The 24,842-nt window shown below is 52.6% G+C and carries 16 protein-coding genes, 1 tRNA gene, 3 rRNA genes and 1 pseudogene; 6 read left to right on the top strand and 15 right to left on the bottom strand.

Translation table 11 applies throughout. From position 1 onward, the window contains the following. Positions 1-66 precede the first annotated feature (66 nt). The 5 genes and pseudogenes from fabY to typA form a co-directional block, all read right to left on the bottom strand. Positions 67-1,014: a fatty acid biosynthesis protein FabY gene (gene fabY, locus Q3H59_RS00105; protein ID WP_101760715.1), complete on the bottom strand. Its 948-nt coding sequence runs from the start codon at positions 1,012-1,014 to the stop codon at positions 67-69. A gap of 59 nt (positions 1,015-1,073) precedes the next feature. Continuing rightward, positions 1,074-1,511: a D-aminoacyl-tRNA deacylase gene (dtd, locus tag Q3H59_RS00100; protein ID WP_101760716.1), complete on the bottom strand. Its 438-nt coding sequence runs from the start codon at positions 1,509-1,511 to the stop codon at positions 1,074-1,076. Further along, positions 1,508-2,380, bottom strand: a complete 873-nt coding sequence (locus tag Q3H59_RS00095; protein WP_101760717.1) for a virulence factor BrkB family protein — start codon at positions 2,378-2,380, stop codon at positions 1,508-1,510. The genes dtd and Q3H59_RS00095 overlap by 4 nt, the downstream gene beginning before the upstream one ends. Then, positions 2,381-2,977 carry a glucose-1-phosphatase gene (gene yihX / locus Q3H59_RS00090; protein WP_101760718.1) on the bottom strand — a complete coding sequence of 199 codons (597 nt, stop codon included), beginning with the start codon at positions 2,975-2,977 and terminating at the stop codon, positions 2,381-2,383. A 184-nt stretch (positions 2,978-3,161) separates the two neighbouring features. Continuing rightward, positions 3,162-4,984 (bottom strand): annotated as a pseudogene (typA, locus tag Q3H59_RS00085) (ribosome-dependent GTPase TypA). Between the two features lie 439 nt (positions 4,985-5,423). On the opposite strand from typA, the gene glnA reads away from it, so the two are divergent. The 3 genes from glnA to glnG all read left to right on the top strand — a co-directional run bounded on the left by glnA (position 5,424) and on the right by glnG (position 9,488). Then, positions 5,424-6,833, top strand: a complete 1,410-nt coding sequence (gene glnA / locus Q3H59_RS00080; RefSeq protein WP_007885243.1) for a glutamate--ammonia ligase — start codon at positions 5,424-5,426, stop codon at positions 6,831-6,833. A 188-nt stretch (positions 6,834-7,021) separates the two neighbouring features. Further along, positions 7,022-8,071, top strand: coding sequence for a nitrogen regulation protein NR(II) (glnL, locus tag Q3H59_RS00075; protein ID WP_277974296.1), 1,050 nt, complete (start codon positions 7,022-7,024; stop codon positions 8,069-8,071). Positions 8,072-8,078: 7 nt separating this feature from the next. After that, positions 8,079-9,488 (top strand): nitrogen regulation protein NR(I), encoded by a 1,410-nt coding sequence (gene glnG, locus Q3H59_RS00070; protein ID WP_008109800.1) that lies wholly within the window; start codon positions 8,079-8,081, stop codon positions 9,486-9,488. 51 nt (positions 9,489-9,539) lie between these two features. On the opposite strand, the gene hemN is transcribed toward glnG, so the two are convergent. Together hemN and yihI are read right to left on the bottom strand one after the other, a co-directional pair. Further along, positions 9,540-10,913 (bottom strand): oxygen-independent coproporphyrinogen III oxidase, encoded by a 1,374-nt coding sequence (gene hemN, locus Q3H59_RS00065; protein WP_309832454.1) that lies wholly within the window; start codon positions 10,911-10,913, stop codon positions 9,540-9,542. A gap of 236 nt (positions 10,914-11,149) precedes the next feature. Beyond that, entirely contained in the window at positions 11,150-11,671 is a 522-nt protein-coding gene (gene yihI, locus Q3H59_RS00060) for a Der GTPase-activating protein YihI (protein ID WP_101760720.1), read from the bottom strand. 555 nt (positions 11,672-12,226) lie between these two features. Between yihI and yihA the strand changes: the two genes are divergently transcribed. Next, a complete protein-coding gene (gene yihA / locus Q3H59_RS00055; RefSeq protein ID WP_101760721.1) occupies positions 12,227-12,868 on the top strand; it encodes a ribosome biogenesis GTP-binding protein YihA/YsxC in 642 nt (213 codons plus the stop codon). Between the two features lie 395 nt (positions 12,869-13,263). Here the strand turns inward: yihA and polA are convergent, their stop codons facing one another. The 4 genes from polA to Q3H59_RS00035 form a co-directional block, all read right to left on the bottom strand. Next, positions 13,264-16,056 carry a DNA polymerase I gene (gene polA, locus Q3H59_RS00050; protein WP_192415274.1) on the bottom strand — a complete coding sequence of 931 codons (2,793 nt, stop codon included), beginning with the start codon at positions 16,054-16,056 and terminating at the stop codon, positions 13,264-13,266. Positions 16,057-16,423: 367 nt separating this feature from the next. Further along, positions 16,424-17,053, bottom strand: coding sequence for a thiol:disulfide interchange protein DsbA (dsbA, locus tag Q3H59_RS00045; RefSeq protein WP_110868418.1), 630 nt, complete (start codon positions 17,051-17,053; stop codon positions 16,424-16,426). 26 nt (positions 17,054-17,079) lie between these two features. Next, positions 17,080-18,066, bottom strand: coding sequence for a serine/threonine protein kinase (locus Q3H59_RS00040; protein ID WP_309832448.1), 987 nt, complete (start codon positions 18,064-18,066; stop codon positions 17,080-17,082). Between the two features lie 46 nt (positions 18,067-18,112). After that, complete coding sequence (locus Q3H59_RS00035; RefSeq protein WP_309836589.1) at positions 18,113-18,388, bottom strand: YihD family protein; 276 nt, start codon at positions 18,386-18,388, stop codon at positions 18,113-18,115. Between the two features lie 72 nt (positions 18,389-18,460). Here Q3H59_RS00035 and mobA point away from each other — a divergent pair, with 72 nt between their 5' ends. Continuing rightward, positions 18,461-19,036 (top strand): molybdenum cofactor guanylyltransferase MobA, encoded by a 576-nt coding sequence (gene mobA, locus Q3H59_RS00030; RefSeq protein WP_101760726.1) that lies wholly within the window; start codon positions 18,461-18,463, stop codon positions 19,034-19,036. After that, a complete protein-coding gene (mobB, locus tag Q3H59_RS00025) occupies positions 19,033-19,536 on the top strand; it encodes a molybdopterin-guanine dinucleotide biosynthesis protein MobB (RefSeq protein ID WP_309832445.1) in 504 nt (167 codons plus the stop codon). Before mobA ends, mobB begins: the two co-directional genes overlap by 4 nt. Positions 19,537-19,611: 75 nt before the next feature. Here the strand turns inward: mobB and rrf are convergent. The 4 genes from rrf to Q3H59_RS00005 all read right to left on the bottom strand — a co-directional run bounded on the left by rrf (position 19,612) and on the right by Q3H59_RS00005 (position 24,652). Further along, positions 19,612-19,727: ribosomal RNA gene (gene rrf, locus Q3H59_RS00020) — 5S ribosomal RNA — on the bottom strand. A gap of 102 nt (positions 19,728-19,829) precedes the next feature. After that, a 23S ribosomal RNA gene (locus Q3H59_RS00015) occupies positions 19,830-22,734 on the bottom strand. Between the two features lie 215 nt (positions 22,735-22,949). After that, positions 22,950-23,024: transfer RNA gene (locus Q3H59_RS00010), tRNA-Glu, on the bottom strand. Positions 23,025-23,112: 88 nt separating this feature from the next. Further along, a 16S ribosomal RNA gene (locus Q3H59_RS00005) occupies positions 23,113-24,652 on the bottom strand. Together the 16S, 23S and 5S rRNA genes with 1 tRNA gene alongside form the textbook arrangement of a ribosomal RNA operon. Positions 24,653-24,842 lie beyond the last annotated feature (190 nt).

Below are 24,842 nucleotides of genomic sequence, written 5' to 3'. Positions count from 1 at the left end.
TCTTTTGACTTTAAAAAGCGATGCGCAATAAATTGCGCCGCTACAGTATGTAAAAAAATTGCAGGACTAATCGATACGGGCGCCGGAGCCGCCCTCTTCCAGTGCTCCGTCAGAATCGGCGGGCAGCACGATATACACACCTTCGAATACCGCGCCCAGCTCATCATCCCCAAACAGCTCCACTTCCATCTGCACGCGCGCTTTGCGGCCACGCGCCAGACGATCAAGATCGCCGCTGAGCGAGCCGAGATCGGCAATCGCGCCCGGACGGCCGCTGATCGGTTTGCTGTAGCGAATATGCGCATCCGCCAGAATAATGGTGCCACCGAGATGGCGCTCGCGCAGCAGCAGCCAAATTAAACCCCAACCGGTGAGCGTGGCGAGCGAAAACAAGCTGCCCGCAAATAGGGTGTGATGGGGATTCTGGTTGCCCGCTTCGGGCATGGTGGTAACGAATTTCTGCCCGGTATATTGCAGAATGCGCACGCCCATTTTTTCACTCAGCGGAATGTGCTCGTACCAGGCTTGTTGCAGCTGTCCGCACCAGTCGGCGCGATGCAGAATATCGTCGAGCGTCACGACCGGTTTTATCATCAGGAAGTGGCGCACTGGCGTAGTTTGCGGCGCGGTGATTTCGCCCTGGTTGACGTAGCCGAGCTTGGCAAAAAATTCGACGGCGTCTTCACGCGCGCTACAGGTGACGCGTTTTGCCCCTTCCTGACGCGCGACCGATTCCAGCGTCATTGCCACCAGCGTGCCAAGACCTTTGCCCTGCACCGAAGGATGCACGGCAAGGAAGCGAATCGCGGCTTCGTTCTCGGCATTGATGTACAGACGGCCGATTGCCACCGGTTTGCCTTGCTCATCCACCACCATTTGATGATGCGCCAGCGCATCCCAGGCATCACGCTCAGAACCCTGCGGCTGACGCAGCGGCTTTCGTAACATTTCCCAGCGGAACTGGTAATACATATCCAGCTCTTCCGCCGTTTGCGGTACGCGAAGATGATACATAAAGTGATTCTCTCGTTCGAAGCTTGCGTGGCTAAGTCCTTGCCGCTCGGCTGAAACCCTCACACCTGTAACCAGAAGGTCACCGGACCATCGTTTACCAACGAAACCTGCATATTGGCGGCGAAGCGCCCGTTTGCGGTGGCCACACCCTGTGCACGGCAGCAATCGCTAAAGTATTCATAGAGGCGCTCGGCTTCCGCCGGTTCTGCGCCGCCAGAGAAAGAGGGACGCATACCTTTATTGGTATCTGCGGCGAGGGTGAATTGCGACACCACCAGCACGCTGCCACCTGCCTGCTGTACATTGAGATTCATTTTGTCGTTCTCATCCGCAAAGATGCGGTAGCCCAGCACGCGCTCGGTTAATCGCTGCGCTTTTTGTTCATCGTCGCCCTTTTCCACACCCAATAACACCAGCAAGCCGGCGCCAATTTCGCCCACTGTCGCGTCGTCAACGCTGACACTGGCGCGGCTGACGCGCTGAATCAAAGCAATCATGTTTCCTCACGTTCTTTTTCGCGTTCCTGCTGTTTTAGCTGGCGATAGTCATCCAGCGTGACGGTGATTTCCGCGCCTAACAACACAATACACCACGACCAATAGACCCATAGGAACAGAATGGGGATGACCGCCAGAACGCCGTAAATTAACTGATACGAAGGGAACATCGTAACATAGAGCGCAAAGCCTTTTTTACCCAGCTCGAACAGCAATCCGGCAACAATGGCGCCGATCAGTGCATCACGCGTCGGCACGCGCCGCGTCGGCACAATGCTATACAGCAGCCAGAAAGCGAGGATCGAGAGGCACAGCGGGAATATGCGCAGCAGATGATCGATCAAGCTGGTGACGCCCGTGACGTTCACCCAGCGCAGCGACAGCAGATAGGAGCTGAGCGCTAAACTTGCGCCGGCCAGCAGCGGGCCCAGCGTTAAGATCATCCAGTAAACAGCAAAGGAGTAGACCATTGGACGCGGTTTATCGCTGCGCCAGATGGCGTTCAACGCGCTGTCCACCGAATGCATCAGCAGCAGCGCGGTGACGATCAACCCCACAATGCCGACCGCCGTCATCTTATTGACGTTGGCGACAAACTGATCGAGATAACGCTGAATCACGTCGCCCGTTGCCGGAATGAAGTTGGTAAAGATGAAGTTCTTCAACTGCACGCTGATGTCCGAGAACATCGGAAAAGCAGCAAACAGAGCGAACACCACGGCAATCAGCGGCACCAATGCCAGCAATGAGACGTAGGCGAGATTACCCGCCTGCGTCGTCATGTTGTCATCGTCAACGCGTCGCCACAGCAGTTTTACCCACAAATAAAAGGCATGCGCCGAGTGGCGCAGATGTCGATGGTTCAGCACTCAGAGACGACCTGCAAACCAGTCCGGCACAGTTTTCTCATCAACCACCAGCACGCTCTCAATGCCGAGTGCGCGCGCAGCGTCGATATTGGCCTGATTATCATCGAAAAATACCGCCTGATCGGCCTGATAACCTTCGTGCTGCAGCACATAGTTGTAGATGCGCGCTTCCGGCTTACGCATGCCGATATCCTGCGACATATAAAGATGATCGGCCGCCTGTTGAACATCGGGATATTGGGTTGGCCAGAACTCGAAGTGCAGCTGATTGGTATTGGACAGGATCACCACGCGCTCGCCATTGGCACGCAGCTTGTTCATGATCGCCAGCGTTTCCGGACGCACGCCGACAAAGACCGCCTGCCAGCCAGCAGTGAATTGCGGATAGCTCAACGCGATATCCAGCTGGTCGCAAATGCGCGCAGCGAATTCTGGATCGCTGATTTCGCCACGTTCGTGTTTCTCAAAAGCCTCATCCATGCGGAAACGACTTTGTAGCGTGGATAACGGCACGCGCCCTAAGTCGCTCCAGACGCCGAGCACACGATTGAAATCGATATCAACAATCACATTGCCTAAATCAAAGATGTACAGCATGACGCCTCTCCTTTTCGTTCCCTGGATCATTCACTTTAGCGGCAAAAGTGGGAGCTGAACAGGGACGAGGGGCGGGAAATCAGTAATCTGGAAGCGGAGGCAAACTTCATTAAGCGAGCGTTGCAGCGGGTTGCAGGCATAAAAAAGCCCCGCGGGTGCGGGGCTCAATATCAGACTGTTTCGCTTACTCTTTGCTGCCGCGAGAAGAACGTTTACGATCGTTCTCGGTCAGATGACGTTTACGAATACGGACTGACAGCGGAGTCACTTCTACCAGTTCGTCATCATCGATGAACTCGATAGCCTGTTCCAGGGTCATTTTCTGCGGTGGAACCAGAGTGGTGGCTTCGTCAGTACCTGACGCACGCATGTTGGTCAGTTTCTTACCGGTCAGGCAGTTTACTGTCAGGTCGTTAGAACGGCTGTGAATACCAATGATCTGGCCTTCATACACTTCCGCACCGTGACCGAGGAACAGCTTGCCGCGATCCTGCAGACCGAACAGGGCGAACGCTACCGCTTTACCCTGACCGTTAGAGATCAGCACGCCGTTCTGACGCTGGCCCACTTCGCCCGGACGAACATCGTCATAGTGGCTGAAGGTGGAGTACAGCAGACCGGTACCTGAAGTCATGGTCATGAATTCGTTACGGAAGCCGATCAGACCACGGCTTGGGATCATGTAGTCGAGACGTACACGGCCTTTACCATCTGGATCCATGTTTTTCAGGTCGCCTTTACGCTCACCCATCGCTTGCATCACAGAACCCTGATGGGTTTCTTCGATGTCGAGGGTCACGTTTTCGAATGGCTCCTGCTTACGGCCTTCGTGCTCGCGGAAGATAACTTTCGGACGGGATACCGCCAGCTCGAAACCTTCACGACGCATGTTTTCGATCAGAACCGACAAGTGCAGCTCACCACGACCGGAAACGCGGAACGCATCCGAATCTTCGGTTTCTTCAACGCGCAGTGCCACGTTGTGTACCAGCTCTTTGTTCAAACGCTCCAGGATCTGGCGCGAGGTCACGAACTTACCTTCTTTACCGCAGAACGGTGAGGTGTTCACGTTGAAGAACATGGTAACGGTTGGCTCATCAACGCTCAGGGCTGGCAGCGCTTCCACATTCTGCGTGTCGCAGATGGTGTCAGAAATGTTCAGCTCGCCCAGACCGGTGATCGCGATGATGTCGCCCGCTTCCGCCAGAGTGCTTTCAATGCGCTCCAGACCAAGGTGGCCCAGCACTTTACCGACTTTACCGTTACGGGTTTTGCCTTCGCTATCAATGATAGTGACCTGCTGGTTCGGCTTCACAGTACCGCGCTTGATGCGGCCGATGCCGATCACGCCCAGATAGTTGTTTTGTAGTCCAGCTGCGAGATCTGCATCTGCAGTGGCGCTTCAACTTCAACCTGAGGTGGAGAAACGTGGTCAACGATCGCCTGATACAGCGGGGTCATGTCGTCAGCCATGTCGGTATGTTCCAGACCCGCGATACCGTTCAGCGCCGAAGCGAAGATAATCGGGAAGTCCAGCTGCTCGTCAGTCGCATCCAGGTTAACGAACAGGTCAAATACCTGATCAACAACCCAATCAGGACGCGCGCCCGGACGGTCAACTTTGTTGATAACCACAATCGGCTTCAAACCATGAGCAAATGCTTTCTTGGTTACGAAGCGGGTTTGCGGCATAGGGCCATCCATCGCATCTACAACCAGCAGCACCGAATCCACCATGGACATGACGCGCTCCACTTCACCACCGAAGTCGGCGTGTCCTGGGGTATCAACGATGTTGATACGGTAGTCATTCCATTTGATGGCGGTGTTTTTTGCGAGGATGGTAATCCCACGCTCTTTCTCCAAATCGTTGGAGTCCATTACGCGCTCAGTCGCTTCGGTACGAGCATCAAAAGTACCGGACTGTTGGAGCAGCTTGTCAACCAGGGTGGTCTTACCATGGTCAACGTGCGCGATGATGGCGATGTTACGCAAATTTTCGATCACAGCTTTGCCTCAGGCATTATAGAAATAACGCGGTATTGTACACGGATTAAGCGGAAGACTGAACATGATCACAGATTTCGCCGAAAGTTTCTTATAGCGCTGGTTTTTAGCACCGTTTTCGGTGCATTAATCTGCACTGCGATAGTAATTTGCACCAAATTGGTGCTTAACTTCACCTGTGGCGCACCATAACGATGCATGCAATCCATCCTGGTGCAGCCTTCGACTCACGAAAGGGCGCATTGTAGCGCCATTTTCGCCATTGTCATAAAGTTGGCACAGAATTCGCTTTATATATTTTAAGCGAAAACGACAGTTATAAAACGGTTGAAAGAGCTTGCCGAGATCTTTGGTTAGGAGTGGTCAGCAGTCGTGACACATTCCCGGCAACGAAGTTCTCTCACCATGACGATAATGACCATTTCCAGGAGAGTTGAGTATGTCCGCTGAACACGTTCTCTCGATGATGAACGAGCATGAAGTTAAGTTTGTTGACCTGCGTTTTACCGATACCAAAGGTAAAGAACAGCACGTTACTATCCCTGCTCACCAGGTTAACGCTGACTTCTTCGAAGAAGGCAAAATGTTCGATGGCTCCTCCATCGGTGGCTGGAAAGGCATTAACGAATCAGACATGGTGCTGATGCCGGATGCAACCACTGCAGTCATGGATCCGTTCTTCGAAGACTCGACCCTGATCATCCGTTGCGACATCCTTGAGCCAGGCACACTGCAGGGCTACGACCGTGACCCACGCTCCATTGCTAAGCGTGCAGAAGAGTTCCTGCGTTCTTCAGGCATCGCGGATACCGTGCTGTTTGGACCAGAGCCAGAGTTCTTCCTGTTCGATGACATCCGTTTCGGTTCTTCTACTTCAGGTTCACACGTGGCTATCGACGATATCGAAGCAGCCTGGAACACCGGTAAAGAGTACGAAGGCGGTAACAAAGGTCACCGTCCAGGTCTGAAAGGCGGTTACTTCCCAGTGCCACCGGTTGACTCAGCACAGGACATCCGTTCTGCTATGTGTCTGACCATGGAGCAGATGGGTCTGGTGGTTGAAGCACATCACCACGAAGTAGCCACAGCTGGTCAGAACGAAGTGGCAACCCGCTTCAACACCATGACCAAAAAAGCTGACGAAATTCAGATCTACAAATACGTGGTGCACAACGTTGCTCACGCGTACGGCAAAACGGCAACCTTTATGCCTAAGCCAATGTTCGGCGATAACGGTTCTGGTATGCACTGCCACATGTCTCTGTCAAAAGGCGGCGTGAACCTGTTCTCTGGCGACAAGTACGGCGGCCTGTCTGAAACTGCTCTGTTCTATATTGGCGGTATCATCAAGCACGCTAAAGCGATCAATGCCCTGGCGAACCCAACCACCAACTCTTACAAGCGTCTGGTCCCAGGCTACGAAGCGCCAGTTATGCTGGCTTACTCTGCCCGTAACCGTTCTGCTTCTATCCGTATCCCAGTGGTTGCCAGCCCGAAAGCACGTCGTATCGAAGCACGCTTCCCGGATCCAGCGGCTAACCCATACCTGGCATTCACAGCGCTGCTGATGGCCGGTCTTGATGGTGTTATCAACAAGATCCACCCTGGCGATGCGATGGACAAAAACCTGTATGACCTGCCACCGGAAGAAGAAGCTGAGATTCCAAAAGTTGCAGGTTCTCTGGAAGAAGCACTGAACGCACTGAACGAAGACCGCGAGTTCCTGACCCGTGGCGGCGTGTTCACTGATGACGCTATCGATGCATACATCGAACTGCGTAAGCCAGAAGTTGACCGCGTGCGTATGACTCCGCACCCAGTTGAGTTCGAACTGTACTACAGCGTTTAATTTAAAAATTTCAGCTCCCTGTTCACGCACTCTTTTTGCTGCGTGAACAGCCTGAAAGATTTTTTAATTGCCGTGGAAACTTTAGCCCATCTCCGGATGGGCTTTTTTCTCCGCGCATTCATGGTTCGAAGCACAGATTTCCGTCCTGAATGGCTATAATGCACTAAATTAGTGCAGAGGAACGCTGTATGGCAACTGGCACGCTGCCCGACGCGGGGCAGATTCTCAACTCCCTGATCAACAGTATTTTGCTGGTCGATAACGATTTAGTTATCCATTACGCCAATCCGGCGGCTCAGCAATTACTGGCGCAAAGCTCACGTAAATTGTTCGGCACGCCATTACCGGAATTAACCGGCTATTTTTCGCTGAATATTGAGGTGATGAGCGAGAGTCTCGGAGCTGGCCAGGGCTTTACCGATAGCGAAGTCACTCTGGTGGTTGATGGCCGTGCGCACATTATGTCGCTCACGGCACAGCGCCTACCGGATGGCTTAATTCTGCTGGAAATGGCGCCGATGGATAATCAACGTCGTCTTAGCCAGGAACAAATTCAGCATGCTCAGCAGGTCGCTGCCCGCGATTTAGTGCGCGGTCTGGCGCATGAGATTAAAAACCCGCTGGGAGGATTACGTGGCGCCGCGCAGCTACTGACTCGCGCGTTACCCGATCCTTCCCTGCATGAATATACGCGCATCATCATTGAGCAAGCCGACCGCCTGCGTAATCTGGTTGATCGTCTGCTTGGCCCGCAACAGCCGGGCTTGCACGTGACGCAAAGCATTCATCAGGTCGCCGAACGCGTGGTGAATCTGGTGTCGATGGAGCTGCCGGATAACGTTTCGCTGGTGCGTGATTACGACCCAAGCCTGCCAGAACTGCCGCACGATCCCGACCAGATTGAACAAGTGCTGTTGAATGTGGTGCGAAACGCGCTGCAGGCATTGGGCGATGAAGGCGGCACCATTGTGATTCGTACGCGTACCGCCTTCCAGCTCACGCTGCACGGCACGCGTTACCGCTTAGTCGCGCGTATTGATATTGAAGATGACGGCCCGGGCATTCCGGCCCAGCTACAAGATACCCTGTTCTATCCGATGGTTAGCGGACGCGAAGGCGGCACCGGTTTAGGTCTGTCCATCGCCCGTAGCCTGATCGATCAGCATTCAGGAAAAATAGAATTTAACAGTTGGCCAGGTCACACCGAATTCTCGGTTTACCTGCCTATTCGCCAGTGAGGTTTCTATGCAACGAGGGATAGTCTGGATCGTCGATGACGATAGCTCCATCCGCTGGGTGCTTGAAAGGGCACTCACTGGAGCCGGTTTGAGCTGTGCAACCTTTGACAGCGCTAACGAGGTATTGGACGCGCTCGCAAGCAAAACCCCAGACGTATTATTGTCAGACATTCGTATGCCTGGCATGGATGGACTTGCGCTGCTGAAACAGATTAAGCAGCGCCATCCGATGCTACCGGTGATCATTATGACCGCACACTCCGATCTGGATGCGGCCGTCAGCGCTTATCAGCAAGGTGCGTTTGATTACCTGCCAAAGCCGTTTGATATTGATGAAGCGGTCGCGCTGGTTGAACGTGCGATTAGCCATTATCAGGAGCAGCAGCAGCCGCGTAATCAGCCCGTCAGCGGCCCAACAACCGACATTATCGGCGAAGCGCCGGCAATGCAGGATGTGTTCCGCATCATTGGTCGTCTTTCACGCTCCTCAATTAGCGTGCTGATCAATGGTGAATCCGGTACCGGTAAAGAGTTGGTGGCACATGCGCTGCATCGCCACAGTCCACGCGCGAAATCTCCTTTTATCGCGCTGAACATGGCGGCGATTCCCAAAGATTTGATTGAATCTGAGCTATTTGGTCACGAGAAAGGCGCGTTCACCGGTGCCAACCAGATTCGTCAGGGACGTTTTGAGCAGGCCGATGGCGGCACGCTGTTCCTTGATGAAATTGGTGATATGCCGCTTGATGTGCAAACCCGCTTATTGCGCGTATTGGCCGATGGCCAGTTTTATCGCGTTGGCGGCTATGCGCCGGTGAAAGTGGATGTGCGTATCATCGCGGCAACCCACCAGAATCTTGAGCTGCGCGTGCAGGAAGGCAAATTTCGTGAAGACTTGTTCCATCGTCTTAACGTGATCCGCGTTCATCTGCCGCCGCTGCGTGAACGACGTGAAGATATTCCGCGCCTGGCGCGTTACTTCCTGCAGGTTGCTGCACGTGAGTTAGGGGTGGAAGCGAAGATTCTGCATCCCGAAACCGAAACCGCGCTGACGCGTCTGCATTGGTCCGGTAACGTGCGTCAGTTGGAAAATACCTGTCGCTGGTTGACGGTGATGGCAGCTGGCCAGGAAGTGTTGATTCAGGATCTGCCGCCTGAACTGTTTGAATCCAGCACGCCAGACAATCCGGTGCAATCGTTGCCGGACAGCTGGGCTACGCTGCTGGCGCAGTGGGCAGATCGCGCCTTGCGTTCCGGTCATCAAAACCTGTTGTCGGAAGCACAGCCGGAGATGGAGCGCACGCTGCTCACCACCGCGCTGCGTCATACACAAGGGCACAAACAGGAAGCGGCACGCTTGCTCGGCTGGGGACGAAATACCCTGACGCGTAAGTTGAAAGAGCTGGGGATGGAATAACGCGCACGTTTTGCGTTTTGAAACCGGGGAGCGAATGGGCTCCCCGTTTTTTTATATCACTCGCGAGAATTGCTGCATGCGCACCTTTTGGCGCATATACACATCGAAGCACATACAGATGTTACGAATCAGCAACCGACCGACGCCGGTAACGTGCAGGCTGCGACCGCGCTGCTCCACCAATCCATCCGCCACCAGCGGCGCTAACAGCGCTAAATCCTCGGCAAAATAGCTTTCAAACTCAACCGGGTATTGCGCCTCTACCGCGGCAAAATCCAGTGCGAAATTACAGATTAAGGCTTTAATCACATCGCGGCGCAAACAATCATCGTTACTCAAGGTAAGCCCGCGCCACAGCGCATTGCCGCGCTGCTCGACATCTGCGTAATAGGCTTTCAACTCTTTGTGATTTTGCGCATAGCTGTCGCCCAGCATGCTGATGGCCGACACGCCCAAACCGAGCAAATCGGTTTCGCCCTGTGTGGTGTAACCCTGAAAATTACGATGCAGTTCGCCAGCGCGTTGTGCCACCGCCAGTTCATCATCCGGACGCGCGAAGTGATCCATACCGATAAACTGATAGCCTTCTCCGGTTAAGGTGGCGATGGTTTCCTGCAGGATCTGCAGTTTCTGTGCTGCACCTGGCAGCTCCTCATCTTTAATTTTACGCTGCGCAGCGAACAGTGAAGGCATGTGCGCATAATTGAAGACGCTGAGGCGATCGGGATTGAGTGCAATAACGCGCTGTAAAGTAAAGGCGAAGCTTTCCGGCGTTTGCAGCGGTAAGCCATAAATCAGATCAAGGCTGACCGAACGGAAGCCTTGCTCACGCGCACGCTGCACCAGAGCGAAGATGGTTTCTTCCTCCTGCACGCGATTCACGCGCTCCTGCACCGCTTTATTAAAGTCCTGCACGCCCATGCTCAGGCGATTAAAACCTTCCGCGCGCAGATGATCGATCATCTCCAGTTCGATTTCACGTGGATCAACCTCGATCGACATTTCGACGTCATCGGCAATCGTAAAATGCTCGCGTAGCAGCGCCACCAGCCGGCTCACCTGCTGCTGGTTGAGGAATGTCGGCGTGCCACCACCCCAGTGCAATTGAGTGACGCAGCGGCCCGCAAATAAGGGCGCACGCTGACGAATTTCCAGCTCCAGCACATCAAGGTAGCGATCGGCTTTATGCAGCTGGCGCGTCACGATTTTATTGCAGCCACAAAAATAACAAAGCCGATGGCAAAACGGGATGTGCACATACAGCGATAACGGACGATCGGGATAGCGCTGCACGGCTTGCTGAAAATCTGCCTCACCAAATTTCTCACTGAATTCGAGCGCGGTGGGATAAGAGGTATAACGTGGGCCAGCGTAATTGTATTTTTCGATGAGGCGCTGATCCCAATCAATCTGCTGCGATGACATGCTCACTCCTTACGGTGACGTCGTCTGAGAGAGGGTCGCGTAGCAGAAGAGTGGACGAAGCGATGGGCTGAACGCCGACGTAAACGCGACTTCAGACGCGACAGGCGGCGTAGTTTAAACAATAACCAGAGCAGATAACATGTCAGCAGCAGCGCGAAAATTGATCCAGGCCAAAACATAGGTGAATACCTGTTTAGCGCGGCATGCGCGAAAACGCATGCCGATCAAAATTTGCCTTAATTACCTTTTAGCAGGCGCATCATATCTTCTTCAGCCTGCTCATCTTCCGCTTCGTCATCCAGCGCGATGCCCAGCGTTTCCATCAGCTCATCGATGCGGTCTAAGGTTTGATCCAGCCAGGCCTGATCTTCTCCACTCAAGGTTTCACCGTTTTCCAGGCGATCCAGCAGCGTATCCAGACGTTCGTCATTTTCCAGCTTCGCCAGCTCTTCTTGCGGCGTCAGGCGAACTTTTTCTGCTTTTGGCTTTGGTTTCGCTTCAGGCTTTTTTGCCGGCTGGGTTTTACCATCAGCAACTAATGCGATCGGCTTTTTGCTGCCCAGGCGTGGATCCTGAGCTTTTTTACCCTGACCTTTGCCAGCGGCTTGCGTTTCAGGATTGGCGCGGCTGCCAGATTTATGGCCGCTATGTTTTTTATCGCGTTTGCGATCGCGCGCTTCCTGATTAAGGTCTTCACGCGATTTGCGTTTGGCTTTCGCAGCAGGTTTGCCACGCGGGGCTGATGCAGGTTGCTTCATGGTGTCCGGTCTCGGCGGTGCTTTGTGAGTTCAGTATAGAATTGCGGCGAAATCTAGCAGAAAGTAAGCAAAGAAAAAAGGCGATAGCCTATGCTATCGCCTTTTATCGCACCTTCATATGAAGGAAACACTGAATAAATCCTTTACGGCTCACAACGTCCCGGTTGCTCCATCGCCACATCGCTCCTGCGATTAATCCCTGTCCTTGTTCGATTCCTGCCTGAATCGCTTCCCGCCATGCTCTTGGTCATCCCCGACACTCCTGAGCTCATCATCCTGATGGGTGCTGCCGTGCACTGACAACAAATGTAGACTAATAGGTAAAATGAACAAGTGAGACTTGTCTCTATTTTAGAGTGGTATTTCCTAAATTCATTTCAAATCATTGAAATATAACATCTAAATGGATTGTTAATATTCCATGAAGCGGTAATCGCTGGCAGTAAAAATCATAGATCTCTTACAAAATGGCGCATTTGGACGCTATCGGGCACTTTTGCGCCATTACAGGTATAATCAGCCCAATTGCCCGATTCATTTTGCTGGAGTTTCACTTTGTCTGCTTTGAACTATCACATGACCCATTTCATGCTCAGCGCCCCCGATATTCGCCACTTACCGGCGGATGTGGGTATTGAAGTTGCTTTTGCCGGGCGCTCAAATGCAGGCAAATCCAGCGCGCTGAACACCATCACTAACCAAAAAGGTCTGGCCCGTACCAGTAAAACGCCAGGTCGTACTCAGCTGATTAACCTGTTTGAAGTGGTTGAAGGTAAATGTCTGGTCGATTTACCCGGTTATGGCTATGCCCAGGTTCCGGAAGAGATGAAGCGCAAATGGCAGCGCTCGCTGGCGGAATATTTGCAAAAACGTCAGGCGCTGAAGGGTCTGGTGGTATTGATGGATATTCGCCATCCGCTGAAAGACCTCGATCAAAACATGATTGAATGGGCCGTGCAGAGCCAGATTCCCGTGCTGGTCTTACTGACCAAAGCCGACAAACTGGCATCCGGCGCACGCAAAGCACAGCTGACGATGGTGCGCGAAGCGTCGCTGGCCTTTAACGGTGATGTGCAGGTGGAAATGTTCTCGTCGCTGAAGAAGATGGGCGTTGATATTGTGCGTAAGAAGCTAGACAGCTGGTTTAGCGAACTGGAGCCAGCGCAAGAAGGCGACGGCGAAGAAACAGCAGAGTGATTTTGTTGCGGCTTTTGAGAAAAAGCCCAATAAAAAACGCCCCAGTCATAAATGACTGGGGCGGCTAAATATTCAGCCAAATCCGATTACGTGAAGTAAAAGGTCTGAAAGATAGAACATCTTACCTCTGTACCCTACGCGACAAACTTTACCTGATTTTCAGCGCCCTACAAAGGGTTTTTTGTTGTTAAGTTTCAGGATTCGACATCTTTTTTACTAAGCTCATCACACTTTCACGCGTTCGATGTAGTTTAATTACTAAAAAAATGCTTAGCCGATAGGCAGTTACAAAACGCGCATTTAATAGACCGCTTTGTGAGGTTGCTGAACCGATTAAGTAAACTTTTTTCTTATGATGATGCCAGCGGCACGCAAATACCGCTGAATCAGCATGATCAGTGTGCCTCATCCCAGTTATCGCCGGTGCCTACTTCCACCTGCAGCGGCACATCCAGCTTCATGCTGTTCTCCATCAGATCACGGATGGTCTTAATGGCGCTATCCACTGCATCGCTGCGGATCTCAAACACCAGTTCATCGTGTACCTGCATAATCATGCGCACGGCATCGTCTTTTTGCTCCAACAGCCAGCCATCCACCGCAATCATCGCGCGTTTGATGATGTCTGCCGCCGTGCCTTGCATTGGGGCATTAATCGCCGCTCGCTCCGCCGCTTTACGACGAATCGCATTGCTGGAGGTGATATCAGGCAGCCACAAACGACGACCATCGAGCGTTTCTACATAGCCTTTCTCTGCTGCCTTCGCGCGCGTCTCTTCCATATAACGCAGCACGCCCGGATAGCGTTCAAAGTAGAGATCCATGTATTTCTTCGCCTCACCCGCACCGATATTGAGCTGGCGGGAAAGACCAAACGCGCTCATTCCGTAGATCAGACCAAAGTTGATCGCCTTGGCACTGCGACGCTGCTCACCTGAAACTTTGCTTAACGCCACACCAAACACTTCTGATGCGGTGGCACGGTGGATATCTTCGCCCTGGGCAAACGCATCCAGCAGGCCTTTGTCTTGCGACAGATGCGCCATGATACGCAGTTCAATCTGTGAGTAGTCCGCGGCGACAATACGATTGCCCGATCCGGCGACAAACGCCTGGCGGATTCGGCGCCCTTCTTCGTTGCGCACCGGGATATTCTGCAGGTTAGGATCGGTAGACGAGAGTCGTCCCGTCGCCGTTACCGCCTGATGATAGGATGTATGTACGCGGCCGGTAAGCGGATTGATCATCAGTGGCAGCTTATCGGTGTAAGTCGATTTCAACTTTGATAAACCACGATGTTCCAGAATTACTTTAGGCAGTGGATAATCGAGAGCCAGTTCAGCCAGCACTTCTTCGCTGGTCGACGGCGCGCCGCCCGGCGTTTTCTTGGTCGGTTTAATACCCTGCTTTTCAAACAAAATGGTTTGCAGCTGTTTGGGTGAAGAGAGATTAAACGGTTCGCCTGCCAGCTCGTGCGCCTTCAGCTCCAGCTCGGCCACACGCGTGGTCAGCTCCTGCGAGTGTTTCGCCAGGATATTCTGGTCAATCAGCACGCCGTTGCGCTCAATCCGCGATATCACCTTCAACAACGGCATTTCGATCTCTTCAAATACCTGTTTCGGCCCCGCTTCCGGCTCCAGTTTCTCCCACATTTTCAGATGCAATTGCAGCGTGACATCGGCATCTTCCGCCGCGTAGTGGCCGGCTTGTTCGATAGCAATCTGATTAAAAGTGAGCTGATTTTTACCTTTACCCGCGATCTCTTCGAAAGTCACCGTTTTATGGTTTAGCCAGCGCGCGGCCAGACTGTCCATATCGTGTTTTCCGCCCACGCTATTCAGGCAATAAGATTCCAGCATGGTGTCAAATTTGATGCCGTTCAGTTCAATGTCGTAATTCTTCAGCACGCCGCGATCGTATTTGAGATTCTGCCCAACCTTCGCCGCGTTACCATCTTCCAGCAGCGGTTTTAGCTGCTTCAGCACTTCGCTGCGATCCAGCTGATCTGGCGCATCCAGATAATCGTGGGCGACCGGCAGATAAGCGGCTTCACCCGGCGCGACGGCAAAACCAATGCCGACAATATTGGCGCTTAAAGTATCCAGCGAGTCGGTCTCAAGATCGAAAGCGAAGAGCTCGGCGCTTTTCAGCTTTTTAAGCCATGCGGCAAATGTCGCTTCATCGAGGATAGTGACGTAGCCATCCGCAGAGAGCACGCTGGTCGCTTCGGCAGCGGGCGCAGCAGGTTCGCTGAGCTGCGGTTTCTTAGCCTGCGCGTTGCTCTTCTTACCTTGTTGCAGCCATGAACCATCCTGCAAATCGGTGATCCAGCGCTTAAATTCATAACGGCTAAACAAGGTTTGCAGCGCTTCGACATTAGGTTCATTGACGACAAGCTGATCGCAGGTCAGATCCAACTCAACGTCGGTTTTGATGGTTGCCAGCTGATAAGACAGGAACGCGACGTCGCGATTTTGCTCCAGCTTCGCCGCCATGGTTTTCGCACCGCGGAACGAGAGATCGGCCACTTTATCGAGATTGTCATAGATTGACTGCATACCGCCCAAGCCTTGCAGCAACGCCTGCGCGGTTTTCTCACCGACTCCCGGCACGCCTGGAATGTTATCGGAGCTGTCGCCCATCATGGCGAGGAAATCGATAATCAGTGCTGGCGGCACGCCATATTTCTGCTCGACCTCTTCCGGACCGAGCACGATATTCGTCATGGTGTTGATCAAGGTAATCGCAGGCGTCACTAACTGCGCCATATCTTTATCGCCGGTGCTGATCAACACCGGACGGCCGAGTTTTTCCGCCTCTAGCGCCAGCGTACCGATAACGTCATCCGCCTCAACGCCAGATACCGCCAACAGCGGCAGGCCCATCGCCTTCACCATTTCATGCAGCGGCTCAATCTGCGCACGCAGATCGTCTGGCATCGGCGGACGGTGCGATTTGTAGTGTTCAAAAAGCTCATCGCGGAAGGTTTTGCCTTTCGCATCGAAGACCACAGCCACATGGCTTGGCTGATACTGCATCAACAGGCTTTTCAACATGTTGAGCACACCATACATGGCGCCAGTTGGCTCGCCTGCACTGTTCGTTAGCGGCGGAAAGGCATGATATGCACGGTACAGATAAGATGAGCCGTCGACCAGAATCAGGGGATTTTCTGCAATTTGCGCCATAGGTTCGTATTTTCTTCGTTGCGATAATGAGGGCTATAAGGATGCCACAACCAGAGGAGAATGTTGAATGCACTCGGGGAAGTCAGGATCTTTTTCGTCGTTACGCGGCACAGATCGCAAGGATCAAACTGTGGATAAGTTTGTGCGTAAAAATCATAACGTATTGTTATTTACGTTAATTGCAATTACTTTAATATTAAAAAATCATTTATATCAGCAAGTTAAATACTTATCGTGATCTTGCTCGCCCTAATGAAAAGACGATCGTCCATGTGGATATTAAGCGAAGGGTTAATAAATACATCGCATAAATAAGAGAATGAAGGCAATAAAAAACGCCGGCAGTGCCGGCGTTCTAAAAACTAAATTACTTCTTTTCTACCAGGAACTTCACTACATTGGCGTAATCAGCAACGAAGTTGTCCATTGAGCTGGTATCCAGGCCGCCGTTGTTAACCATATATTTGCCGTTAACGAAGATCGCTGGCACACCTTGCAGATTGACGTCTGCTGCTGCTTTCTGCTGCTGCGCAACCAGCGCTTTTACTGCGAAGCTATTCCACGCCGCATCGTAATCTTCTGAAGAGATACCCGCCGCTTTAATAAAAGTCTCTTTCAGGCTTGCTGCATCGGTAACGGTTTGGGTTTTCTGAATACCGTCGAAAATCGGTGCAGTAACTTTGCTTTCTACGCCTAGCGCCATGGCAACAGCCCATGCCTGAGTGACAACCGGACCGAATGGACCACCCAGGAAATCAACGTGGTATTTGGTCACTTTCGTGTCCGCCGGCAGGTTCTTTTTCACTGCCTCGCTCACGTGATAAACGCGTTCGAACTGGTAGCAATGTGGGCAGAAGAAGGAGAAGAACTCCAGAACCTGCGGCTCACCCGCCACTGGCTTTGGCAAAGTAACGAACTGCTTACCATCGTTGAACTGTGCCGCCGAGGCGCCAAATGCCAGCATTAAACCTACCAGCGCAAACATGATCTTTTTCATCGTGAAACAATCTCCTGAGTACTTCATTAATATTGCGGGCTAAGCTGCAACGGCGGTTCGTGTAACAGCCTTTCCTGCTCGATAAATAATGCAATCTGCCGGCGCCAAAAATCCTCATCTGTCATCCAGGGGAAGGCGCGCGGAAAAGCGGGATCCTGCCAGCGGCGTACTACCCAGGCCAAATAATAAACCATGCGCATAGCGCGTAAAGGTTCAATCAGTGACAATTCATGTAAATCAAAATCACCGAATTCATTATAGGCTTCCAGCAAAATGTCCCATTGAATCAACTGTTCCTGACGATCGCCATTGACCAGCATCCATAAATCCTGCACTGCTGGCCCGTTACGGGCATCATCAAGATCGACAAACATCGGGCCTTCACGCCACAGAATATTGCCGGGATGGCAATCGCCGTGCAACCTTAACGGCTGCCAATGGCTATGCCAGCGCTGCTGCAGCGTCGCGCTGAGCTTATCAACGGCAGCAAGCAGCAAGTCTTTAAGTGAAGCCGGTACTAACGCGCTTTGTTCCAGCTCCCGACGCGGTTGAAAAATATACTCTTCAAGGCCGAAGGTGGGTCGCTGCTGAAACAGGCTTTGCCTGGCGGTTTGATGGATGCGCCCCAGAAAGCGGCCAACCCATTCCATCTGATCCTCGTTATCAGTTTCATACTGCCGTCCGCCTAAACTGGGGAAGACCGCGAACATGAAGCCGGCATGATGATTCAACGTGCTGCCCTGCAGAACGAGCGGCGCGGCAACCGGCACTTCATCCTCTAATAAATGCTGAGTGAACTGATGCTCTTCAAGGATCTGTTGCGCGCTCCAGCGCTGCGGACGATAAAACTTAGCCACATAGCGGCGTTTATCATCGTCGCTGAACTGATAGACGCGGTTTTCATAGCTATTGAGGGCGGTTAAGCCTGATTCGACACGCAGACCCGCATCCCAAAGTGCATCAAGGATGACATCGGGATTCAACGTCTGGAAATTAAAGGCGGCTTCGCTCATCTTTTTGCCTGTGTGTTACCTTTGCGATTAATGCGCAAGGATAACATTACTCATCATCCTTAATCACACCGCGTGCACGTAATAGCGCGGTTTTGAAGTCCACTTCATAATCCTTTTTCAGGCCGGGAATGGCACTCTGGCTATCTGTGTCACGCATTTTGAGATGGTAAATCAATACATCATCGGTTAATTCACTTAATGAGCCACTGAAACCAGATTCCTGCGCCAGTTTTTGCAAAAATGCCAGCAAGTTGAGATCGGCATCCTTCTGCCATGCGGGTTGCAGAAGCTCGAGCAGTTCATTGAGTCGGTGATATTTCATCATTGATTCCTTTATGCAGATGGTACGCTGCCGCTAAGTAAGTATCGTCCAGAATGAAGCAAGGAGACGAATATGACAGCATTTACCGGCGTGATCCTCGCGGGTGGCCAAGGCAGTCGTATGGGAGGCCAGGATAAGGGGTTATTGATGTTACAGGGTGAACACCTTTATCAGCACGTTTTGCGGCGATTCCGGCCGCAGGTCAATATTGTGTTGATAAGCGCTAACCGTAACATTGATCGCTATCAGGCAAGCGGTTGTCAGGTGGTTATCGATACATTGCCCGATTATCCCGGACCGCTGGCTGGCATGCTCAGTGGTTTACGCAGCAGTAAAAACGAATGGGTCGCTTTCTGCGCTTGTGATACGCCATGGATCCCCAATGACTTTGTCGCGCGTCTGTGGCAACAGCGTAATGATGCGCCCGCTGTGTGGGTGAAATCCTCCCAGCGTGATCATCCAGCCTTAGCGCTGGTCAATTGCGCATTGGCTGATGATCTTGAAACCTGGCTACTGCGCGGCGAGCGACGTTTAATGCAGTTCTTACATGAGCATGGCGGGCATGCTATTGCGTTTTCAGACCCAGAATCTGCGTTCCGCAATATCAATACGCCAGACGATCTCATGAATGAGGAAAAGTATTTATGAGTGTGCGCTTACTGGCGATTTCCGCATGGAGCGGGACAGGAAAAACCACTTTGCTTGAGCAAGTCATTCCACTTCTCAAAACTCAGGGGATTCGATCAGGCTTAATTAAGCACACACATCATCAGATGGATATCGATACGCCGGGGAAAGACAGTTATTTGCTGCGTAAAGCTGGGGCGGATCAGGTGATCGTCGCCAGTAATCAGCGCTGGGCATTGATGGTTGAATCACCTAATAAGCCTTTAAGCCTAATGCAATTAGCATCACAGATGGATAGCTCAACGTTGGATCTGGTGCTGGTCGAGGGCTTCAAAGATGAGCCGGTCCCCAAAATTGCACTTTGGCGGCGTGGCGTTAAAGGTGAGATTAAGGATTTGCTGGATCAGTATGTGATTGCCGTCGCTACTGATGAGGATATGGAACTGAATTTGCCCATATTGGATATTAATCAGCCAATGCAGGTTGCCGATTTTATTGTTCAGTGGCTTAAAAAGCATTGAAATAGCCAGTTTTTAGCTAACATTCAGACGTAAAAAAGCCCCGGACTTTCGTCCGGGGCTTCTTCACTATTTGATGCCTGGCAGTTCCCTACTCTCGCATGGGGAGACCCCACACTACCATCGGCGCTACGGCGTTTCACTTCTGAGTTCGGCATGGGGTCAGGTGGGACCACCTCGCTAAAGCCGCCAGGCAAATTCTGTTTCGTCCGCAGCCCCCTCTCAGGCGCCGCAGACCAGTCCGTAAACAAGCTGAAAATATCCGGTCTCTCAGACCAAAACGCCTCTGGCGTTGTAAGGTTAAGCCTCACGGGTCATTAGTACCGGTTAGCTCAACGCATCGCTGCGCTTACACATCCGGCCTATCAACGTCGTAGTCTTCAACGTCCCTTCAGGACTCTCAAGGAGTCAGGGAGAACTCATCTCGGGGCAAGTTTCGTGCTTAGATGCTTTCAGCACTTATCTTTTCCGCACTTAGCTACCGGGCAGTGCCATTGGCATGACAACCCGAACACCAGTGGTGCGTTCACTCCGGTCCTCTCGTACTAGGAGCAACCCCCCTCAATTCTCCAGCGCCCACGGCAGATAGGGACCGAACTGTCTCACGACGTTCTAAACCCAGCTCGCGTACCACTTTAAACGGCGAACAGCCGTACCCTTGGGACCTACTTCAGCCCCAGGATGTGATGAGCCGACATCGAGGTGCCAAACACCGCCGTCGATATGAACTCTTGGGCGGTATCAGCCTGTTATCCCCGGAGTACCTTTTATCCGTTGAGCGATGGCCCTTCCATTCAGAACCACCGGATCACTATGACCTGCTTTCGCACCTGCTCGAGCCGTCACTCTCGCAGTCAAGCTGGCTTATGCCATTGCACTAACCTCCTGATGTCCGACCAGGATTAGCCAACCTTCGTGCTCCTCCGTTACTCTTTGGGAGGAGACCGCCCCAGTCAAACTACCCACCAGACACTGTCCGCAGCCCGGATTACGGGCCTACGTTAGAACATCAAACATTAAAGGGTGGTATTTCAAGGTTGGCTCCACGCAGACTGGCGTCCACGCTTCAAAGCCTCCCACCTATCCTACACATCAAGGCTCAATGTTCAGTGTCAAGCTATAGTAAAGGTTCACGGGGTCTTTCCGTCTTGCCGCGGGTACACTGCATCTTCACAGCGATTTCAATTTCACTGAGTCTCGGGTGGAGACAGCCTGGCCATCATTACGCCATTCGTGCAGGTCGGAACTTACCCGACAAGGAATTTCGCTACCTTAGGACCGTTATAGTTACGGCCGCCGTTTACCGGGGCTTCGATCAAGAGCTTCTCCTTGCGGATAACCCCATCAATTAACCTTCCGGCACCGGGCAGGCGTCACACCGTATACGTCCACTTTCGTGTTTGCACAGTGCTGTGTTTTTAATAAACAGTTGCAGCCAGCTGGTATCTTCGACTGCCTTCAGCTCCATCCGCGAGGGACTTCACCTGATGACAGCGTGCCTTCTCCCGAAGTTACGGCACCATTTTGCCTAGTTCCTTCACCCGAGTTCTCTCAAGCGCCTTGGTATTCTCTACCTGACCACCTGTGTCGGTTTGGGGTACGATTTCGTGTTACCTGGAGCTTAGAGGCTTTTCCTGGAAGCAGGGCATCAGTTACTTCACCACCGTGGTGGCTCGTCGTCACGCCTCAGCCTTAAGATACCCCGGATTTACCAAAGGTATCAGCCTACACGCTTAAACCGGGACAACCGTCGCCCGGATAACCTAGCCTTCTCCGTCCCCCCTTCGCAGTAACACCAAGTGCAGGAATATTAACCTGCTTCCCATCGACTACGCTTTTCAGCCTCGCCTTAGGGGTCGACTCACCCTGCTCCGATTAACGTTGAACAGGAACCCTTGGTCTTCCGGCGAGCGGGCTTTTCACCCGCTTTATCGTTACTTATGTCAGCATTCGCACTTCTGATACCTCCAGCATGCCTCACAGCACACCTTCAACGGCTTACAGAACGCTCCCCTACCCAACAACACATAGTGTCGCTGCCGCAGCTTCGGTGCATGGTTTAGCCCCGTTACATCTTCCGCGCAGGCCGACTCGACCAGTGAGCTATTACGCTTTCTTTAAATGATGGCTGCTTCTAAGCCAACATCCTGGCTGTCTGTGCCTTCCCACATCGTTTCCCACTTAACCATGACTTTGGGACCTTAGCTGGCGGTCTGGGTTGTTTCCCTCTTCACGACGGACGTTAGCACCCGCCGTGTGTCTCCCGTGATAACATTCTCCGGTATTCGCAGTTTGCATCGGGTTGGTAAGCCGGGATGGCCCCCTAGCCGAAACAGTGCTCTACCCCCGGAGATGAGTTCACGAGGCGCTACCTAAATAGCTTTCGGGGAGAACCAGCTATCTCCCGGTTTGATTGGCCTTTCACCCCCAGCCACAAGTCATCCGCTAATTTTTCAACATTAGTCGGTTCGGTCCTCCAGTTAGTGTTACCCAACCTTCAACCTGCCCATGGCTAGATCACCGGGTTTCGGGTCTATACCCTGCAACTTAACGCCCAGTTAAGACTCGGTTTCCCTGCGGCTCCCCTATACGGTTAACCTTGCTACAGAATATAAGTCGCTGACCCATTATACAAAAGGTACGCAGTCACCCCATTAAAGAGGCTCCCACTGCTTGTACGTACACGGTTTCAGGTTCTGTTTCACTCCCCTCGCCGGGGTTCTTTTCGCCTTTCCCTCACGGTACTGGTTCACTATCGGTCAGTCAGGAGTATTTAGCCTTGGAGGATGGTCCCCCCATATTCAGACAGGATACCACGTGTCCCGCCCTACTCTTCGAACTCACAGAATGTGCACTTTCGTGTACGGGACTATCACCCGGTATCGTGCGACTTTCCAGACGCTTCCACTAACGCACAAACTGATTCAGGTTCTGGGCTGTTCCCCGTTCGCTCGCCGCTACTGGGGGAATCTCGGTTGATTTCTTTTCCTCCGGGTACTTAGATGTTTCAGTTCCCCGGGTTCGCCTCGCAACACTATGTATTCATGTTGCGATGATGCACTGGGTGCACCGGGTTTCCCCATTCGGACATCGTCGGCTGTAGCGGTTCATATCACCTTACCGACGCTTTACGCAGATTAGCACGTCCTTCATCGCCTCTGACTGCCAGGGCATCCACCGTGTACGCTTAGTCGCTTAACCTCACAACCCACAGGCGTTTTGCAACGCGCGCAGACTGCAAGCATTTGAGAGACTCGAACATATCGCCGCTTCATTCTTATTACGGAGAATGAAGACGATACGTCGTTTCAATTTTCAGCTTGTTCCGGATTGTTAAAGAGCAGTATCTCAGACGCAGCTCGTAAGCTTCGTTTGAGATACATCGTGGAGACACCTTTCACCTGTCACCAAGCAAGTGGCGTCCCCTAGGGGATTCGAACCCCTGTTGCCGCCGTGAAAGGGCGGAGTCCTAACCGCTAGACGAAGGGGACACGATAGTGTCACGACTTCGCAGCCGTCTTGCTCATTACTTTCTATCAGACAATCTGTGTGAGCACTTCGCGGGAAGGTATCTTCAGGTAAGGAGGTGATCCAACCGCAGGTTCCCCTACGGTTACCTTGTTACGACTTCACCCCAGTCATGAATCACAAAGTGGTAAGCGCCCTCCCGAAGGTTAAGCTACCTACTTCTTTTGCAACCCACTCCCATGGTGTGACGGGCGGTGTGTACAAGGCCCGGGAACGTATTCACCGTAGCATTCTGATCTACGATTACTAGCGATTCCGACTTCACGGAGTCGAGTTGCAGACTCCGATCCGGACTACGACGCACTTTATGAGGTCCGCTTGCTCTCGCGAGGTCGCTTCTCTTTGTATGCGCCATTGTAGCACGTGTGTAGCCCTACTCGTAAGGGCCATGATGACTTGACGTCATCCCCACCTTCCTCCAGTTTATCACTGGCAGTCTCCTTTGAGTTCCCGGCCGAACCGCTGGCAACAAAGGATAAGGGTTGCGCTCGTTGCGGGACTTAACCCAACATTTCACAACACGAGCTGACGACAGCCATGCAGCACCTGTCTCAGAGTTCCCGAAGGCACCAAAGCATCTCTGCTAAGTTCTCTGGATGTCAAGAGTAGGTAAGGTTCTTCGCGTTGCATCGAATTAAACCACATGCTCCACCGCTTGTGCGGGCCCCCGTCAATTCATTTGAGTTTTAACCTTGCGGCCGTACTCCCCAGGCGGTCGACTTAACGCGTTAGCTCCGGAAGCCACTCCTCAAGGGAACAACCTCCAAGTCGACATCGTTTACGGCGTGGACTACCAGGGTATCTAATCCTGTTTGCTCCCCACGCTTTCGCACCTGAGCGTCAGTCTTTGTCCAGGGGGCCGCCTTCGCCACCGGTATTCCTCCAGATCTCTACGCATTTCACCGCTACACCTGGAATTCTACCCCCCTCTACAAGACTCCAGCCTGCCAGTTTCGAATGCAGTTCCCAGGTTAAGCCCGGGGATTTCACATCCGACTTGACAGACCGCCTGCGTGCGCTTTACGCCCAGTAATTCCGATTAACGCTTGCACCCTCCGTATTACCGCGGCTGCTGGCACGGAGTTAGCCGGTGCTTCTTCTGCGGGTAACGTCAATCGGTGAAGCTATTAACTTCACCGCCTTCCTCCCCGCTGAAAGTACTTTACAACCCGAAGGCCTTCTTCATACACGCGGCATGGCTGCATCAGGCTTGCGCCCATTGTGCAATATTCCCCACTGCTGCCTCCCGTAGGAGTCTGGACCGTGTCTCAGTTCCAGTGTGGCTGGTCATCCTCTCAGACCAGCTAGGGATCGTCGCCTAGGTGAGCCATTACCCCACCTACTAGCTAATCCCATCTGGGCACATCCGATGGTGTGAGGCCCGAAGGTCCCCCACTTTGGTCTTGCGACGTTATGCGGTATTAGCTACCGTTTCCAGTAGTTATCCCCCTCCATCGGGCAGTTTCCCAGACATTACTCACCCGTCCGCCACTCGTCACCCGAGAGCAAGCTCTCTGTGCTACCGTTCGACTTGCATGTGTTAGGCCTGCCGCCAGCGTTCAATCTGAGCCATGATCAAACTCTTCAATTTAAGTTTGATTTGCTGAAACAAGTTCAGCGATGCTCATCTGTAAAACGTCATAATGAATTTCATTATGTGTTCACTCGTGAGGCTTTGATATTTTTTTGCGTCCGGAGACGCGGATATCAATCCTGCGAGTGCCCACACAGATTGTCTGATAAATTGTTAAAGAGCGTTGCGAACAGCGGCTGAACCGTCT

The sequence above is a fragment of the Pantoea sp. SORGH_AS_0659 genome, from assembly GCF_031453915.1.
In the GTDB taxonomy this organism is placed as follows: domain Bacteria; phylum Pseudomonadota; class Gammaproteobacteria; order Enterobacterales; family Enterobacteriaceae; genus Pantoea; species Pantoea leporis.
Note: the sequence above shows the minus strand (reverse complement) of the source record. Positions and strands in the feature narration are given on the sequence as shown.